We start from the raw sequence: 17,061 nt of genomic DNA, 5'->3' as shown, positions 1-17,061 counted from the left end.
CGCAATATGGCACCGCGACGCGACCGCGGTAAAGCCTCGTCACCGAACCGTTATAACCCGACAAATGGTGTGTTTCGGACATGCCAGAAGCCCCGCTGAGCTGCGGGGTCACGACTCATGTGGGATCGAGGGCGGGGTGTGGTCGGGGGTGCGTCGTCGCGTGCTCAGATCAGGCGGGCGGTGCTGCCTCGGGGGCTCAGGTGGGCGGGGGCGCCGTGGGTGCTCGTCACCGGGTCGCCGTCGATCGCGGCCAGGAGCAGGTGGGCGGCCCGGACGCCGTAGGCCCCGATGTCGCGGGTGAGGGCGGTCAGGGGTGGGTGCAGCAGGCGGCAGACGGGGGAGTCGTCCCAGGCGATGATGGACAGCCGCGACGGCACGTCGACGCCCATCTCGTGGGCGACCGTCAGGCCCGCCACCGCCATGATGTCGTTGTCATAGATGATCGCGGTCGGGCGGTCCTGGGCGCTGAGCAGCCGCCGGGTCGCCCGGGCGCCCGACTCGCCGGTGTAGTCGGCCGCGACCGTCACGGCGTCGGGCAGGCCGAGGCGCGCGCAGACCGCCGTGAACGCGTCGGTGCGGATCGCGGTGTGTGCGAACTCGGCGATGCCCCCGACGCGGGCGACGCGGCGGTGGCCGAGCGCGGCGAGATACTCCACCGCCTCCACCATCGACTGCGCGTCGTCCGACCAAACGCTCGGCAGCGACCCGCTCGCGTCCGGCGGGCCGATGACGATCGCGGGCAGGCCGAGCTCCTCGAGCGCCGGGACGCGGGGGTCGCCGGTGCGCACGTCGCAGACGAGCACGCCGTCGACGCGGCCCTCGCTGTGCCAGCGGCGGTAGAACGCGAGCTCCTCGTCGCGCCCGGCCGCCATCTGCAGCAGCAGGGCGTAGGAGCGGCGGGACAGCTCCAGCTCCAGGCCGCTGATGAGCTCCATGAAGAACGGCTCGACGCCCAGCGTGCTCGGCGGGCGCTGCAGGGTCAGGCCCACGACCCGGGCCTTGGCCCCGGCCAGCGCGCGGGCGTTGCTGTCGGCGTGGAAGTTCAGCCGGCCGGCCACCTCGAGGATGCGCTCCCGGGTGGCGGGGGAGACGCCCGGGCGGCCGTTGAGCGCGTAGGACACCGCGCCCTTCGACACCCCGGCCTCGCGGGCGATGTCGGCGATGGTCGGTCGCTTCACCTCGGCTCCCTCGGCGTCTTTCTCGGTTCAGGCGATGCTAGCTCCACAACGCGCTCCTGTCGCTACCCGAGCCATTGACACCCCGCGTGGCCCTGGCTACGTTGAGCGCGCTTACTCGGTTCAGGACCAGGTTCGGGCCGAGGCTACACCACTCGACACAGGGGCCGCCCATGTACCGCTCGCTGCACGAAGGCTGGACCGTCACCGCCACCGGCACCGCCGCCGGCACCGAGGAGGACCCGCGCTGGAGGCGCCCCGCGAGCCTGGCGGGCGTCCCGGCCACGGTGCCGGGCAGCGTGCACACGGACCTGCTCGCCGCCGGGCTCATCGACGACCCGTACCGCGACGACAACGAGCTCGCGCTCGGCTGGATCGGGCGGACGCACTGGCGGTACACCACGCGCTTCCAGTGGCGGCCCGAGGGCTTCGACCGCGTCGACCTGGTCTGCGACGGCCTCGACACGATCGCCGCGATCACCGTGAACGGGCACCGGGCCGGCGAGACGCGCAACATGCACCGCCGCTACCGCTTCGACGTCACCGGCCTGCTGCGCGAGGGCGACAACGACCTCGAGATCGCGTTCACCGCGCCCTACGAGTACGCGCTGGCGCAGGCGGCGCGGCTCGGGGCGAGGCCGGGCCCGTACGACGAGCCCTACGCGTTCATCCGCAAGATGGCCTGCAACTTCGGCTGGGACTGGGGCCCCACGCTGGTCACCGCCGGCATCTGGCGCCCGATCGGCCTCGACTCCTGGTCCGGCGCCCGCATCGCGCAGACCCGCACGAGCTCGCGCCCCGACGGCGTCGACGTCACCGTGGCCGTCGAGCGGGCCGTGCGGGCCCCGGCCGGGGCCGCCGTGAAGGTGTCCGCCCCGGTCGGCGGGGTGCAGGCCGCGGCCGGGGCCGCCGTGAAGGTGTCCGCCCCGGTCGGCGGGGTGCGGGCCGCGGCCGGGGCCGCCGTGGAGGTGTCCGCCACCGTCGGCGGGGTGCGCGCCGAGGGCCGGCTCGCGCCCGGCGAGGACGAGCTCACGCTGCGCGTGGACATCCCCGAGCCGCGGCTGTGGTGGCCGCGCGGTCATGGGGAGCAGCACCTGTACGACCTCGTCGTCACCGCCGCCGGGGACACCCGCACGAGCCGGGTCGGGCTGCGCGGCGTCGAGCTGGACCCGGACGCGTTCCGGCTCGTCGTCAACGGCGAGCCCGTGTTCGTGCGCGGCTTCAACTGGATCCCCGACGACCCGTTCCCGGCCCGCACCGGCCCGGCCGAGCTCGCCGAGCGCTTCGGCCAGGCGATCGACGCGGGCGCCAACGCGCTGCGGGTGTGGGGCGGCGGCGTCTACGAGTCCGACGACTTCTACGCCCTCGCCGACGAGCTCGGCCTGATGATCTGGCAGGACTTCCCGTTCGCGTGCGCCGCCTACCCGGAGGAGGAGCCGTTCGCCGCCGAGGTCGAGGCGGAGGCGCGGGACAACATCGCGCGGCTCATGGGCCATCCGAGCCTCGTGCTGTGGTGCGGCAACAACGAGAACATCGAGGGCCACCAGCACTGGGGCTGGCCCGCCGAGCTCGGCGGGCTCAGCTGGGGCGCCGGCTACTACTTCGGTCTGCTGCCGCGCCTGGTCGCCGAGCTCGACCCGGCCCGCCCGTACTGGCCCGGCACCCCGTACTCGGGCGCCCCCGACCGCGACGTGCACGACCCCGCCACCGGCACCATCCACATCTGGACCGTGTGGGGCTCGAAGGACTGGACGCACTACGGCGCCTACACGCCGCGGTTCGTCGCCGAGTTCGGCTTCCAGGGCCCGCCCGCCTACGCCACCCTGCGCGCCGCGGTCACCGACGACCCGCTCACCCCCGACTCGCCCGGCGTGCGCCACCATCAGAAGGCGGCCGACGGCAACGCGAAGCTGCTGTCCGGCCTCGGCGAGCACCTGCCGCGGCCGGAGACGTTCGACGACTGGCACTACTGGACGCAGCTCAACCAGGCCCGCGCGATGGCGTTCGGGGTCCGGCGGTTCCGGGCCCTGATGCCCTACTGCATGGGCACGGTCGTCTGGCAGCTCAACGACTGCTGGCCGGTGACCTCCTGGGCCGCGGTCGACGGCGGGCGGCGGCGCAAGCCCCTCTGGTACGCGCTGCGCCGCGCCTACGCCCCGCGCCTGCTCACCTTCCACGAGGACGGGGTCGCGGTCGTCAACGACACCGCCGAGCCGTGGACGGGCACCCTGACGCTGACCCTGCGCGCGCTGGACGGCACCGCGCTGCGCACCGAGCCGGTCGCGGTGACGGCGGCCGCGCGCTCGGTCGCCCACGTCCCGGCCCCGGCCGGCGACAAGGACCAGGTGCTCGAGGCGGCCCTCGACGGGCGGCGCGACCTGCGCTTCTTCGCCGAGGACCCGCACGTGCCGTTCCCGCCGGCCGCGTTCGACGCGCGGGTGGAGGCGATCCCGGGCGGCTACGCGGTTTCGATCACCGCGCACACGATCCTGCGGGACCTGGCGCTGTTCCCGGACCGCCTGCACCCGGACGCCACCGTGGACGATCAGCTGGTCACCCTGCTGCCCGGGGAGTCCGTCCGGTTCACCGTCGAGAGCCCGGCGGAGCTGGACGCCCGGGCGCTCGTGGCGCATCCCGTGCTGCGGTGCGTGAACGAGGCCCGGCCGTGAGCCTGGGGCCCGGACGCCCGAGGTTCCGCGACCGTCCCCGCGTGCTCGCCGTCGACGTCGGCGGGACGAAGTTCGCGGCCGCGGTCATCGACGCCGACGGCGAGGTCCACGCCCGCGCCGAGGAGCCGATCGCGGGCGCCGACCCGGTCGCGGTGCTGCGCCGCGTCGTCACCGCGGCCGGGCCGCGGCACGTGGACGCCGCCGCGATCGGCTCGGCCGGGCCGCTGGACCGCCGGCGCGGGACCGTCAGCCCCGTGAACATCCCCGCCTGGCGGGACTTCCCGCTGGCGGCGACGGTGGCCCAGTGGCTTCCGGCCGTACCGCTGAGCCTGGCCGGCGACGCCCAGTGCATGGCCCTGGGGGAGTGGTGGCGCGGCGGCCGGCCGGGTTCGCTGCTCGGCGTCGTGGTGTCCACCGGCATCGGCGGCGGCCTCGTGCTCGACGGCCGCCCGCACCTGGGCCCGACCGGCAACGCCGGGCACATCGGCCACATCACCGTCGACCCGCGCGGCCAGGCGTGCCCGTGCGGCGCGGTCGGCTGCGTGGAGACCTTCGCCAGCGGCCCGGCGATGGTCCGCTGGGCGCGCGGGCGGGGCTGGTCCGGCCCGGACGCGCGGGCGCTGGCCGCCGCCGCCGGCGCCGGGGATCCCGTGGCGCGCGAGGCGTTCGGCCGCGGCGCCGAGGCGCTCGCGACCGGGCTGCTCACGACGGCCGCCCTGTGCGACGTGGACCGGGTCGTCGTCGGCGGCGGCGTGGCCGAGGCCGGGGACGTGCTCTTCGACCCGCTCCGGCGGGCGCTGCGGGCGCGGCGCGGCATGGCGTTCCTGCGCCGCCTGCGGGTCGAGCCGGCGGCCCTGGGCCGCGACGCGGGCCTGTTCGGGGCGGCCGCGCTGGCCCTGCAGACATCGGTTGACTGAACTGTCTTTAGCTGCCTTACTCGGTTCAGTACTGGTTCAGGACGACCGGTTCAGCAGACGAAAGGACCTGGCTCATGCGATCACCCCGCCGAGCGGGCGCGGCCCTCGCCGCCGCCACCCTCGCCGTCTCGGCCGCGCTCGCCGCCGCCGCGCCCGCCGCCGCCGCGCCCGCCGCCGCGCCCGCCGCCGCGCCCGCCGCCGCGCCCGCCGCCGCGCCCGCCAGTGCGGCCCCGACCCCGGGCGGCACCGCCACCGCCGCCGACGTCGTCAACTACCTGCAGAGCATCGCCGGCCGCTCGATCATCTCCGGCCAGCAGGACGGCCCCAGCTCCGCCCCGAACACCTGGCAGCAGAAGGTCCACGACATCACCGGCGTCTACCCGGGCGAGTGGGCCGGCGACTTCGCGTTCGAGCAGAACGACATCAACGCCCGCCCGACCGTCATCGCGCAGGCGAAGTCGGTGTGGGCGGCCGGCACCGTCCCCGCGCTCGTGTGGCACATGTGCCCGCCGACCGTCGGCTCGTCCTGCCACTGGGACTACGGCACCGGCGCCATCGAGAGCAAGCTGACCGACGCCCAGTGGAACGAGCTCGTCACCGACGGCACCGGGCTGAACACCGCGTTCAAGCGGCGCCTCGACGAGGCCGTGCCCTACCTGCAGGACCTGAAGAACAGCGGCATCCCGGTGCTCTTCCGGCCCCAGCACGAGATGAACGAGGGCTGGTCGTGGTGGGGCGGGCGCCCCGGCGCCAACGGCAGCCGCAGGCTCTACCGGATCACCCACGACTACCTGGCCGGCACCAAGGGCCTGAGCAACCTGGTGTGGGTGTGGAACCTCAAGGACGTCGCCGGCGGCGAGAGCCACGTCGCCGACTACTGGCCGGGCGCGTCCTATGTGGACGTCGCCACGCTGGACGCCTGGGTGAACAAGCAGCCGACGCAGGCCTGGTACAACGCCATGCTCGGCATCGCCGGCGGCAAGCCGATCGGGCTGTCCGAGGTGGGCACAGTGCCGACGCCGGAGACGATCACGGCCCAGCCCCGGTGGACGTTCTTCAGCGTGTGGATCAGCTGGCTCACCGACCCGGCGTGGAACACCGACGACGGGATCAAGCGCACCTACTACGACCCGCGCGTGCTGCACCGCGGTGACATCCACTTCGGTGCCACCACGAACCCGGGCGGCACCGGGCCGATCAAGGGCCTGGCCGGCAAGTGCCTCGACGTGGCCGCGTCGGGGACGGCGAACGGGACGAAGATCCAGCTGTACACCTGCAACGGCACCGGCGCCCAGAGCTGGACGGTGGGCTCCGACGGCACGCTGCGCGCGCTGGGCAAGTGCGCCGACGTGGCCGGGGGCGTGAACGCGGACGGCACGAAGGTGCAGCTGTGGGACTGCAACGGCAACACGCACCAGCAGTGGGCGCGCAACGGCCAGACGCTGCGCAACCCCGAGACCGGCAAGTGCCTCGACGTGACCGGGCAGAGCAGCACCGACGGCACGCAGATCCAGATCTGGACCTGCAACGGGCAGACCAACCAGAACTGGGTCCTGCCGTAGCCCGGGTGGTGCCCCGGCGGCTCCCTCGCCGGGGCACCACATGCTTCCCGGGCGGGAGCGTCGGAGGCCGAGCCGGCCGGTGCCGGCCCGGCGCCGGTGCGATCGGAAGATGGCCACGACCGGGTGGATGACATCGGCCGCCGTCGCACGACGGGTATGGCCGCGGCGATGCTCCGCGGTCAGCCGGTGCGGCGGTGGTGCGCGACCGTTCCACCGGCGGCGGCGAGCAGCGCGACCCCCACGAGCAGAGCGGCGGCGACGCCGGCCCCGGGTCCGTCGCCGGAGCGCGGGACGGGCGCGGCGGCGGCCCGGGCGGTGCTCGGTGACGGGGCGGCGCTCGGCTCGGGGGTCGCGGCCGGGCCGACGCGGCCGATCTGGCCGGTCCTGGCGTCGGCGTAGTACAGGACCCCGTCGGCCACGGCCAGGGCACCGGCGCACACGGCGGGCGGCGGCCCGGCCGGGAGGCGGCGCACCGCGCACCCGTCGCTCGCGTAGAGCGTGCCGTCGGCGTCCAGCGCGAGGGCCTGCGTCCGGCCCGTCGCGACCGGCGCGCGGGTCCCGGCCGCGGTGATCGCGAGGACCTGGGTCGCGGTCGCGACGAACACGTTGCCCGCGCCGTCGGCGGCGAGCGCGGCCGGGCGCGGCGCCTGCGCGAACCGGGTCGCGTGCCCGTCCGGCGTCGCCTTCCACACGGTGTTCGTCTCGGCCCAGTAGACGTTGCCCGCGGGGTCGATCGCCACCGCCAGCACGGCCCCCTTGCCCACGGCGAAGATCGTGCGGGCCCCGTCCGGCGTGAACCGGAGGATGCGGCCGTAGCCCGTGCCGACGTAGACGTTGTCGTGCCCGTCGACGGCGAGGCCCGCCGGGTCGGCGATCTGGTCGGCGAACACCGTCGCCGCACCGTCGCGGACCGCCAGGATCCGGTGCCGGGCCGGGTCGGTGACGTAGACGGTCCCGTGGTGGTCGGGGCTGATGTCGTGCACGCCGGGGACGGTCGCGACCGAGGTGACGACGTCCGCGGCGGCGGCCGGGGGCGGGACGGGGGCCGTCGCGAGCAGGCCCAGCCCGGCGCCGAGCAGTGCCGCCCGGAGTCTGTTCATCGTCGTCGCTCCCTGTCCGAGTCCGAGTCCGTTCCTCGGCCTAACGACTGAGCAAAATTTCGGACATGTCGTAAATTTCGCGACTGGTGCGAGGGGCGGTTGAGATCGTGAGGATGACGGAATCCGGCGGGGAGGCGGCGCGGCTCGCCGCGCTGTACGCGACCGCGGTCCTCGACACCCCGCCCGAGACGGACTTCGCCGACATCGCGGCGCACGCGTCCGACATCTGCGGGACGCCCATCGGCATGGTCAGCCTCGTCGACGGCGACCGCCGGTGGACCAAGGCCGGCGTGGGCTGGGACGGCTCACCGCAGACGCTCCGACCTGTCGTGCTAGGCCCGCGCCGGCGCGCACGCGGGGCGCGTCCCCCCAGTTTCTCTGCGTGATGCGGCGCAACGCCGCTCGCCTCCTGCGCCTGGTGGGGGACCTGTCGCCGGTGAGCACCGTGAGCGTCGCCGCGGACGCGCAGCAGACGCGCACGGCGGCACCATCGCGGTCACGGGGGCACCACGTACGCGCCACGCTGCAGGCGCTCGGCTGCGACATCGCCCAGGGCTACCACTGCGCCCGCCCGATGCCCGGCGCCGACGTGGCCGCCTGGCTGCGCACCCACGCGGCCCCGACCGCGATGCGCGAGGTCGCCTTCTAGAAGAGCTCGGCCTCGAGGTCGGCCGGGCACTGCCACAGCTCCTGCGGCAGCCGCACGTTGCTCGCCGACCAGATCATGCTCAGCCGCGCCGCGCCGTCGTGCAGATCGAGGCCCACCATGGGCTTGGACTGCTGGTTCATGCCCTTGAGCCCGAAGAGCGCGATCGGCTCGCCCGTCGGCCGGCGCACCGCCCGGCGCTCGTCCTGGTGCACCTCGTACGCGGCCGCGAGCCGCCACGGCGCGCAGAGCTGCAGCTGCTCGAAGAGCCGCTTCACCCAGGTCTCGGTGTGGCGGGCGAAGCCGTAGGTGATCGGGTAGCCGGCCAGCAGCGCCGTCAGTTCCTCGTCCAGCTCGACCCCGCATCGATGTAGAGCCTCGGCGGGCGCGTGCCGGTCGAGCAGGCTCACGATGGGGCGGGCGCTTCCGGCGTCGGGCAGCTGCCACCGTACCGCCGCCGGAGCGTCGGCGTGCGTCGCGCTCCACAGCCACGGGAGCCGGTCCCAGCGGTGGTCCTGGTTCGCGCCGATGAGCCCCTCGACCCCGACGGCGAGCGTGTCCCCGTCGGCCCGCACGGCGAGCCAGGGCGCCCGCTTGCTCAGCGCGGTGCCGTCCGCGGCGAGGGCGACGACGGCGCTGCGGACATACTTGCCGCTGCGGTCCCGCGGGAAGTTGAACGCGAGCCGGGCGTCGTCGAGCCCGGCCAGGTGCCCCGCGAGCACCGCCGGCAGCTCGTCGGCGGCGGGCCGGCGCACCTTCGGCGCCGCGGCGGCGGCCCGGCGCGCGGCGGCCGTCCGCGCGCGCAGGGCCCGGCGGCGCTCCGGGGCCGGCTTCGGCGGGGCGGCGCGGAGCATGTCACGGTACCCGTGCCAGAGCCGCACCGCGTCGACCACGGCCTCCTCGTCGCGCACGAGCTGCCGCGGCGCCCAGACCGGCTCGTGCTCCGCGGCGTCCCCGAACCCGTCGAGCAGCGTCACCTCGAACACCACGTCGTCGCAGGCCGCGAGGTCGTGCTCGATGTCGACGTCCCGCGTCCACACGTGCCCGTCGGCGGAGAGCCCGCCCTCACCCGGCGGCACGAGCCGCCGCGCGGCCACGACGGTGACCTGCATCCGGCCCGTGTTGTGCGGCTCGCCGACGACGAGGCCGGTCAGGTTCTCGGGCACCCGTCCGTAGAAGTCGTAGGTCGGGGTGAGCGGGCCGAACGCGGGCTCGATGCCGACCTCGCGCAACCGGGCCGCCACCCCCGCGAGCTCCGCGCGGCGGCGCTGTTCGTGCCGGTCGGGGGCGTCTGCCACGCGCGCCATCCTGCCACAGCCCCGATACGGTGTCGCGACGGGTGATCTCGGCGGGGTGGCTCGCCGCGGCGCTGGGTGGCGAGCGCGTCGTGACGCGGCGGCCCCGGCGGCGCGACGCCCCCGTCCACGAACCGCGACAGCAGCACCCCGGCGTCGGCGTGGGCCGCGACCACCTCCGCGACGAGCACCGCCCGGGCGGGGCGACCGGCGAGCGTGGCCTCCTTCGCGCACGCGTTGGCGCCCCCGTAACGCCGCTGGACGGGTTCGCGGCGGGGGAGACCCTCGCCCGCATCGGGTCCGTGCGCTTCCCGGCGCCCGGGTCGTCGCCGGCGGCGCGCTCGAGCCGGCCGGACCCGAACCCACGAGCGGACTGGACGCGGGGGTCGAGCGGTGCCTGCGCGAGGGCGAGGCGGCCGGGCACCTGAGCGTGGTCGGGCGCGCCGAGCCGGCTTCGACGTCGCCGACATGCTGCGCGACCCGCGCCCGTCGGGCGTCGCCGAGGCGTTCGTGACGGGCTTCACAGCGGGCGGCGGCGAGCTGCCCGGGGACCGGCGCCACCGGTGCGGGCCCTGGACCTGTGCGCCCTCGCCCACCTGCTCACCCGCCCGCCCGGGCATCCCCACTTCGCCAGGGCGATCCCGCCCGTCAAGCACGTGCTGTAGCAATGGTGGTATGGATTTCGGAGTCGGCTACTTCCCCACGCACAATGCCATGGCGCCCGGGGCGCTCGCCCGGATGATCGAGGAGCGCGGGCACGCTGCGCTGTTCTTCGCCGAGCACACCCACATCCCGGCCTCCCGCGAAACGCCCTACGAGGAGGGGCAGGAACTGCCGCAGAAGTACTGGCACACCTACGACCTGTTCGTCGCGCTGACCGCCGCCGCGGCCGCCACCAACCGGCTGCGCGTCGGCAGCGGCATCTGCCTCCTGATCGAGCGCGACCCCATCATCACCGCGAAGGAGGTCGCGTCTATCGACCACCTCTCCGGGGGCCGCTTCGAGTTCGGCGTCGGAGCCGGGTGGAACCGCGAGGAGATGCGCAACCACGGCACCGACCCGCGGGTGCGCATGAGCGTCCTGCGCGAGCGGGTCGAGGCGATGAAGGCCATCTGGAGCGAGGACGAGGCGACGTACCACGGCAAGTACGTGAACTTCGACCGCATCTGGTCCTACCCGAAGCCCGTGCAGCGGCCCCACCCGCCGGTCCTCGTCGGCGGCACCGGCCCGGGCGTGCTGGACCGGGTCCTCGCCTTCGGCGACGCGTGGTTCCCGAACTACGAGGAGGGCATCTTCGAGCGCATCCGCGAGCTGCGCTCGCGGGCGGAGCGGCCGATCGGTGTGCAGGTGCTCTCGGCGCCGAACGACCCGGCGGCGCTCCAGCGGCTCCACGAGGCCGGCGTGCAGCGCGCGAGCCGCTGGATCCCGTCGGGCCCGCGCTCCACGGTGGAGCGTGCCCTGGAGGAGTGGGAGCACACGATCGCCGTGTTCGCGGGCGAGGCTTCATGACCGGTCGGGAGCGACGCGGAGGGGCCGGTCATCACGGGCTCAGTTCCGGGTCGTGCGGCCGAAGCGAGGCGGAGGGCGCATGACCGAGCTGGCGGTGGCCGAGGCGCGCCAGAGGTTCGCCGACGCCCGGGTCGCGCACCTGGCGACCGCGTCGCCGGACGGCCACCCGCACGTGGTGCCCATCGTCTTCGCCGTGGACGCCGACACCATCTACCACGGCGTGGACGCCAAGCCCAAGCGGCACCTGGGGCTGCGCCGCCTGGCGAACCTGGCCGCGAACCCGCGGGCCGCGGTGCTGGCCGACCACTACGAGGAGGACTGGTCGGCGCTGTGGTGGGTGCGCGCCGACGGCTCGGCCCGCGACCTCGACCCCGACAGCGCCGAGGGCCGGATGGCCCTGGACCGCCTCGGCACCCGCTACCCGCACTTCGAGCTGCGCGGCGGGCTGGTGGCGGTGGACGTCACCCGCTGGACGGGCTGGGCCGCGTCGGAGCCCGCGTGAGCGGGTAGGCGCACCACGATGCGGGTCCCCTCCGGCTGCGGCACCAGGCGGATCGTGCCGCGGTGCCGGTCGATGACGGCCCGGCTCAGGGCCAGGCCCAGGCCGGCGCCGCGGATGCCGCGGTCGCGGGTCCGCGTCGAGCGGTAGAAGCGGGTGAAGAGGCGGTCGCGCTCGTCCTCGGGGATGCCGACCCCGTCATCGGCGACGGTCAGCTCGACGCTCGCCGCGGCCGGCGCCGTGAGCGCGACGGTGACCCGGCCGCCGTGCCGGCTGTGCCGGATCGCGTTGTCCAGCAGGTGGATGACGACCTGGCCGAGCCGGGCGGCGTCGCCGCGGACGGTGACGTCCGGGGCGAGGGCCGCCTCGATCGTCACCCCGGCCTCCGCGGCCGCCGCCGAAACGGTGTGCACGGCCCCGGCGACGAGCCCGCTCAGGTCGACCGGGTCGGCGGCGACCTCGGCGTGGCCGCTGTCCAGCGCGGCCAGGTCCAGCAGCTCGTCGATGATGTGCCGCAGCGTCTCCGCGTTGCGGTCCATCGCCGCGACGAGCTCCGGCACGAGGTCCGCCTCGCCGTCGCGCAGCAGCTCGACGCAGGCCGAGATGCTGGTCAGCGGGGTGCGCAGCTCGTGGCCGACGAGGGCCAGGTACTCGTCCTTGCTGCGCGCCAGCGCCACCGCCAGGTCCTCGGCCCGGCGCCGCTCCAGGAACTGGCCGATGTGCGCGGCGATCCCGGACAGCAGCACCACGAGCGCGTCGGCCGGGTCCTCGGCGGCGCCGGCGAAACCGGTCAGCACCGCCAGGGTGCGCCCGCCCGAGGCGATCGGCACGGCCAGGGCGGTCCGCGGCGGCGGGCCCTCGACCGCGTCCGCGGTGACCAGGCTCCCCTCGGTGCCGACGCCGTGGATCCAGACCCGTTCGCCGCTGCGCCAGGCGGTGCCGGCCAGCCCGTGCCCGCAGCGCAGCAGCCGGGGCACCCGGATGCGGACCGGCGACCCGGGGGCCGTCCACGTCGCGGCCGGCACGAGCACGCCGGACTCGGCGTCGACGAGCCAGAGCTCCGCGTGCGGCCAGTCCAGCGACTCGGACAGCACCCGCAGCAGCTCGGGCCCGGCCTCGGCCGCGCTCTGCGCGCCGGCCAGCACCCCGGCGACACTGAGCTCGGCCTCGCGGAAGCGCTCGGCCCGGCGCCGCTCGGTGACGTCATGCACGGTGATGACGGCCCCGGTGCGGGTGCCGTCGCGGTCGGTGATCGGCTCGGCGTCGGCGGACAGCACGAAGGCCCGCTCGCCGGGGCGGGGCACGGTCAGCTCGAGGCCGCGCAGCCGTTCGCCGGCAAGCGCCCGGTGCAGGGGTCCGGTGGCCGCCAGGTTGTCGGCGCCACACCCGCCGCAGAGGCGGCGAATGGCCTCGTTCGTGAACACCAGCCGCCCGTCGGCGTCGCAGGCCGCGACCCCGGTGCGCAGGCTCTCCAGGAGCGCGTCGAGGAAGCGGCGCTGGCGGTCGGCGTCCTCGCGGGCCCGGCGCTCGCAGACGAAGGCCATGCACGCCTGGGCGCCCTCGTCCACCGCGGCCAGCTCGGCGGCCGTCCACGGGCGGGGCCGGCGGTCCAGCACGGCGCAGACGCCGACCGCCTCGCCTTCGGGGTCGCGGATCGGGAAACCGGCGTAGGCGCGGATGCCGGCCGCGTGGATCGGGGCGTCCGGCGGGACCCGGTGGTCGAGCCGCGCGTCGGTGACGATGAGCGGATGGTCGTTGGCGATCACCCAGCCCGCGAGGGTGGAGCGCGCCGGGACGTACCGCTGCCGATCGAACTGCGCCGGGAGCCCGACGCCGCCGGCGTATCGCAGCGCCCCGGCCGCGGCCAGGTGGATCATCGCGGTGGGGGCCCCGGCGGCCCGCGCCGTCAGGGCGGCCAGTTGGTCGGCGGCGGCCTGCGACAGCGCGCCCGCGCTCAGCTCCAGGTCGCCCAGGGGACGACCGTGGTCGACCGGCCTGAGCGCGTAGGCGTGCTCGTGCATGCGGCCTCCTCGTGTTCACAGTATCCGGAAATGGGCAGGTCAACGTCCAGATTGCCCATGCCTGCCGGGAGCGGTTCACACGGCGTCGGTAGAGTGCCGATCATGACCGACTTCTCCGGGGATCACCGGCGGCTCATCGACACTGTTGCGGCGCCCGACGGCGCCCGGATCGACGGGGCGGCGGTGACGTACGACCACGACGGCCGCACCATGGAGGGCTACACGGTGCACGACGCCGCCGTCGCCGGCCCGAAGCCCGCGGTGCTGATCGTGCACGACTGGACCGGCCTGCGCGAATACCCCAAGGCCCGCGCCCACATGCTCGCCCGGCTCGGCTACTTCGCGTTCTGCGCCGACGTCTACGGTGCCGGGCGCCGGTTCGACGACCACGAGGAGGCCGCCGCCGAGGCCGGCAAGTACTACGGCGACCTGCCGCTGCTGCGCGCCCGCGTCCGGGCCGCCTACGACGTGCTCGCCGCGGACCCGAGCGTCGACCGCGACCGGATCGCCGTCATCGGCTACTGCTTCGGCGGCTCCGCGGCCCTGGAGTTCGCCCGCACCGGCGCGCCGGTGCGGGGCACGGTGTCGTTCCACGGCGCCCTCATCGCCCACGAGCCCGCCGACGTCGCCGCGATCGCCGGCCCGCTGCTGGTGCTCACCGGCGGCGCCGACTCCGTCGTGCCGGACGCGGCCGTGGCGAAGTTCCAGGACGAGCTGCGCACCCGCGACGACCTCGACTGGCAGGTGACCACCTACGCCGGCGCCGAGCACGGGTTCACGCTGCCCGGCGAGGCGTACCATGCGGCCGCGGACCGCCGCAGCTGGCGCGAGCTCGAGGCGTTCCTCGGCGAGGTGCTCAATGGCGGCTGAGGGCGGCAGCACCCGCGCGGTCGTCACGGCCCTCGCCGCGAACCTCGGCATCGCGCTGGCCAAGGGCGTCGGCGCGCTCATCACCGGGTCGTCGTCGATGCTGGCCGAGGCCGTGCACTCCCTCGCCGACACCACCAACCAGGCGCTGCTGCTCGTCGGGGGCCGCCGCTCGCGCCGGGTCGCGGACGAGCAGCACCCGTTCGGGTACGCGCGTGAGCGGTACATCTACGCCTTCATCGTGTCCATCGTGCTGTTCACGCTCGGCGGGCTGTTCGCGCTGTACGAGGGCTACCACAAGATCCTGCACCCGAAGGACCTCGAGTCCCCGATCGTCGCCGTCATCATCCTCGTCATCGCGATCGGGCTGGAGGGCTACGCCCTGATCACGGCGGCGAAGGCGGCGAACGAGACCCGCGGCAGCCGCACCTGGTGGCAGTTCATCCGCAACGCCAAGGCCCCGGAGCTGCCCACGATCCTGCTCGAGGACGCCGGGGCGGTCACCGGCCTGGTGGTGGCGCTGCTCGGCGTCGGGCTGTCGGTGCTGACCGGCAACGCGGTCTTCGACGGCATCGGCACGCTCGTCATCGGCCTGCTGCTCGTGGCGATCGCGTGGATCCTGGCCCTGGAGACCAAGAGCCTGCTCGTCGGCGAGGCCGCGTCGAAGGCGAACGTCGCGAAGATCCGCGAGTCGCTGCTCGGCGAGCCGCTCTTCGACCGGGTCGTGCACCTGCGCACCATGCACCTCGGCCCCGACGAGCTGCTCGTCGCGGTGAAGGTGACGGTTCCCAAGGGTACCGTCGCCGAGGAGATCAGCCGGGCGATCAACAGCGCCGAGGCCCGCATCCGGGCGGCCGTGCCGATCGCCACGCTGATCTTCGTCGAGCCCGACATCTACCAGCCGGCCTAGCCGGCGCACCGGGCGGCCGGCGCACCTGTCCTCGCACGGCGACGATCGCGTCGCCGTGCGCAATGGCCGCCCGGATGGCGGCGAGCCGCGAACCGCCGGATGCCGCTGCCGGTTCCCCGCTCCGGCCGGGCCGGTCGCCGGATCGATTCCGGGTGGGCGCCGCCGTAGGGTGCCCGCATGAGCCCGGTCGGCGGAAAGAACAGTGGTCGTTTCCGGCCCGTGCCCGGCCCGTCCGCCAAGCCGGCGGCCCGGCTGACCTCGGCCCGCCGGGTCGTGCTCGGTGCCGTCCTGGCCGGCGTGCTCACCGTGATCACCGGCTGGACGACGGGCGCCATCAACGCGGCCGTGCAGTGGCTCGGCGGCGATTCGAGCCCGGTCCAGATCGCCGTCGTGCCGGCGGCCGGCGGCGGCCCGACGTCCGCGGGCAGCCCGGTCCCGTCCGGCGGCGCCGCATCCGCCGCCGCGCCGGCCACCGGCAACGGGCTCGGGTCACCCTCGCCACGCGAAGACGGCCGCGTGGCGATCGGCAACGCGAACTTCGAGGTGAGCGAGTCCGTCGCGCGGGCGGGTGCCAGCTCCTGGCGGCCGTGGCGAAGCCCGCCGACCAGGTGAAGCCGCCGACCATCAACGGCGACCGGCCGGATCTGACCAGCTGGGTCGCGGACAACAGCGCCGCCGACCCGGACGTGACCACCTACTCGTTCACGGTCTCCGCGAAGCCCGGCCGGACGGTGACGCTGACGCGGGCGCACACGGTCTTCGTCAGGCACGCGGCGCGCTCCGCGCAGGGAGCCCTCGTCAGCCTCCACATCGGCAGCTCCTGCGGCGTCGGCGGCGAGTTCCGGTACTTCACCACGGACCTCGACGACCAGTCGGGCGCCTGGGTCCCGACCAACGACGACGCGGCGCAGATCCACGAGCAGTCGAACTTCCCATACGTCGTGAAGAACGACGACCCGGAGTCCTTCGTGCTCACCGCGAAGACCGTCGACTGCGACTGCACGTGGCGGATCCAGCTGGACTGGACGTCCGACACCCAGACCGGGCGCACCGTGATCGACAACGCCGTGGGCCGCAACTTCCGCACGATGGGCACGGGCGGATACCCGCGCCTTGCATGGTGGCTCGACTACACCACCCACACGTGGGTCACCAAGCGGCCCACCACGCCGCCCTGGTAGCCGCAACGCCCGCTGCCCCGGCTTCGTGGGCTGGACTTCCGGAGTTCCTTCGCCGCTCGCGAGGTGCACTACCGCAGGAATGCCCCGGATCGCGGCACCACCATGCACCATCTGCTATGTCCGGGGGCGCCGTTGCTGCACACCGCCGAGCGGGCCCGAGCGACCTGCACTGACACACGCAGCTGGCATCAGCGGAGTCGGGCGTTGTGGGAATTCACGAACGGGACTACGACAGGGTCGTTGAGCAGCAGGAAGTCCACCATCTCCCAGAACTCCGGCAGCAGCGGGCTGGTCAGCGCCGCAGGCCGGTCCAGTTTGGTACCGAACAGCGGATCGTCCTCGAACACGCCGCCGCCGGTGGTCAACGAACACATCGGTTGGTCATGCCCCTCAACGGCTCCCCAGCGGCAGCCGAAGGTGACGCGGTCGCTGGAGTCATCCGTGCCCCAAGTCCCGATGATGATGTCGAAATACACCTCGCCACCGTCAGCGTGGTGATAACAGCTCGCGTAGAACACCGCGCGCGTGACACCGCCGCTGTCCAGCTGCGCCATCGTCCGTTCGACAGTGGACTCGCAGCACTGGCAGGGAAACTGGCGCACCTGGCGGTCGCCGCTGAACGTGAGAGCCATGATAGGCCATGATCACAGATCAGGGCGCTCCGCCGCTACAGGTGTCCACTTACGGCCGATCTTCGGTAACAGTGCCGT

16 protein-coding genes are annotated in these 17,061 nt (G+C 74.5%); 11 read left to right on the top strand and 5 right to left on the bottom strand.

Annotated features, from left to right (window positions below; translation table 11 throughout):
• Nucleotides 1-164: 164 nt before the first annotated feature.
• Nucleotides 165-1,178 carry a LacI family DNA-binding transcriptional regulator gene (locus ACQP2P_RS30710; RefSeq protein WP_433606678.1) on the bottom strand — a complete coding sequence of 338 codons (1,014 nt, stop codon included), beginning with the start codon at nt 1,176-1,178 and terminating at the stop codon, nt 165-167.
• A gap of 170 nt (nt 1,179-1,348) precedes the next feature.
• Here ACQP2P_RS30710 and ACQP2P_RS30705 point away from each other — a divergent pair, with 170 nt between their 5' ends.
• From ACQP2P_RS30705 to ACQP2P_RS30695, 3 genes are all read left to right on the top strand, one after another.
• On the top strand, nt 1,349-3,844 hold the full coding sequence (locus tag ACQP2P_RS30705) for a glycosyl hydrolase 2 galactose-binding domain-containing protein (protein ID WP_433606676.1): 2,496 nt from the start codon (nt 1,349-1,351) through the stop codon (nt 3,842-3,844).
• Between the two features lie 41 nt (nt 3,845-3,885).
• On the top strand, nt 3,886-4,761 hold the full coding sequence (locus ACQP2P_RS30700; RefSeq protein WP_433606674.1) for an ROK family protein: 876 nt from the start codon (nt 3,886-3,888) through the stop codon (nt 4,759-4,761).
• Between the two features lie 74 nt (nt 4,762-4,835).
• Entirely contained in the window at nt 4,836-6,323 is a 1,488-nt protein-coding gene (locus ACQP2P_RS30695) for a glycosyl hydrolase (RefSeq protein ID WP_433606672.1), read from the top strand.
• Nucleotides 6,324-6,502: 179 nt separating this feature from the next.
• On the opposite strand, the gene ACQP2P_RS30690 is transcribed toward ACQP2P_RS30695, so the two are convergent.
• Entirely contained in the window at nt 6,503-7,423 is a 921-nt protein-coding gene (locus ACQP2P_RS30690) for a hypothetical protein (protein WP_433606670.1), read from the bottom strand.
• A 113-nt stretch (nt 7,424-7,536) separates the two neighbouring features.
• Between ACQP2P_RS30690 and ACQP2P_RS30685 the strand changes: the two genes are divergently transcribed.
• Nucleotides 7,537-7,809: a hypothetical protein gene (locus ACQP2P_RS30685; protein ID WP_433606669.1), complete on the top strand. Its 273-nt coding sequence runs from the start codon at nt 7,537-7,539 to the stop codon at nt 7,807-7,809.
• Nucleotides 7,806-8,072 carry a hypothetical protein gene (locus ACQP2P_RS30680; protein WP_433606667.1) on the top strand — a complete coding sequence of 89 codons (267 nt, stop codon included), beginning with the start codon at nt 7,806-7,808 and terminating at the stop codon, nt 8,070-8,072. The genes ACQP2P_RS30685 and ACQP2P_RS30680 overlap by 4 nt, the downstream gene beginning before the upstream one ends.
• Here the strand turns inward: ACQP2P_RS30680 and ACQP2P_RS30675 are convergent.
• Nucleotides 8,069-9,367, bottom strand: coding sequence for a hypothetical protein (locus ACQP2P_RS30675; RefSeq protein ID WP_433606665.1), 1,299 nt, complete (start codon nt 9,365-9,367; stop codon nt 8,069-8,071). The genes ACQP2P_RS30680 and ACQP2P_RS30675 overlap by 4 nt on opposite strands.
• Before the next feature lie 672 nt (nt 9,368-10,039).
• Between ACQP2P_RS30675 and ACQP2P_RS30670 the strand changes: the two genes are divergently transcribed.
• Together ACQP2P_RS30670 and ACQP2P_RS30665 are read left to right on the top strand one after the other, a co-directional pair.
• Complete coding sequence (locus ACQP2P_RS30670) at nt 10,040-10,873, top strand: LLM class F420-dependent oxidoreductase (protein WP_433606664.1); 834 nt, start codon at nt 10,040-10,042, stop codon at nt 10,871-10,873.
• A 79-nt stretch (nt 10,874-10,952) separates the two neighbouring features.
• Nucleotides 10,953-11,375, top strand: coding sequence for a TIGR03668 family PPOX class F420-dependent oxidoreductase (locus ACQP2P_RS30665; RefSeq protein ID WP_433606663.1), 423 nt, complete (start codon nt 10,953-10,955; stop codon nt 11,373-11,375).
• On the opposite strand, the gene ACQP2P_RS30660 is transcribed toward ACQP2P_RS30665, so the two are convergent.
• The gene (locus ACQP2P_RS30660) at nt 11,291-13,393 is read right to left on the bottom strand and encodes an ATP-binding protein (protein ID WP_433606661.1); all 2,103 of its coding nucleotides are present in this window, start codon (nt 13,391-13,393) and stop codon (nt 11,291-11,293) included. The genes ACQP2P_RS30665 and ACQP2P_RS30660 overlap by 85 nt on opposite strands.
• A gap of 102 nt (nt 13,394-13,495) precedes the next feature.
• Here ACQP2P_RS30660 and ACQP2P_RS30655 point away from each other — a divergent pair, with 102 nt between their 5' ends.
• From ACQP2P_RS30655 to ACQP2P_RS30640, 4 genes are all read left to right on the top strand, one after another.
• On the top strand, nt 13,496-14,263 hold the full coding sequence (locus tag ACQP2P_RS30655; RefSeq protein WP_433606659.1) for a dienelactone hydrolase family protein: 768 nt from the start codon (nt 13,496-13,498) through the stop codon (nt 14,261-14,263).
• On the top strand, nt 14,253-15,170 hold the full coding sequence (locus ACQP2P_RS30650) for a cation diffusion facilitator family transporter (RefSeq protein ID WP_433606657.1): 918 nt from the start codon (nt 14,253-14,255) through the stop codon (nt 15,168-15,170). The genes ACQP2P_RS30655 and ACQP2P_RS30650 overlap by 11 nt, the downstream gene beginning before the upstream one ends.
• 177 nt (nt 15,171-15,347) lie before the next feature.
• The gene (locus ACQP2P_RS30645; RefSeq protein WP_433606655.1) at nt 15,348-15,782 is read left to right on the top strand and encodes a hypothetical protein; all 435 of its coding nucleotides are present in this window, start codon (nt 15,348-15,350) and stop codon (nt 15,780-15,782) included.
• On the top strand, nt 15,758-16,351 hold the full coding sequence (locus ACQP2P_RS30640; RefSeq protein WP_433606653.1) for a hypothetical protein: 594 nt from the start codon (nt 15,758-15,760) through the stop codon (nt 16,349-16,351). The genes ACQP2P_RS30645 and ACQP2P_RS30640 overlap by 25 nt, the downstream gene beginning before the upstream one ends.
• 188 nt (nt 16,352-16,539) lie before the next feature.
• Here ACQP2P_RS30640 and ACQP2P_RS30635 read toward each other — a convergent pair whose 3' ends face one another.
• On the bottom strand, nt 16,540-16,983 hold the full coding sequence (locus ACQP2P_RS30635) for a hypothetical protein (RefSeq protein ID WP_433606651.1): 444 nt from the start codon (nt 16,981-16,983) through the stop codon (nt 16,540-16,542).
• Nucleotides 16,984-17,061 lie beyond the last annotated feature (78 nt).

Origin of the sequence: Dactylosporangium sp. CA-139114, from assembly GCF_050955725.1 — a bacterium.
Taxonomy (GTDB): domain Bacteria; phylum Actinomycetota; class Actinomycetes; order Mycobacteriales; family Micromonosporaceae; genus Dactylosporangium.
The sequence above is the reverse complement of the archived record's forward strand: the minus strand, read 5'-3'. Positions and strand labels throughout refer to the sequence as shown.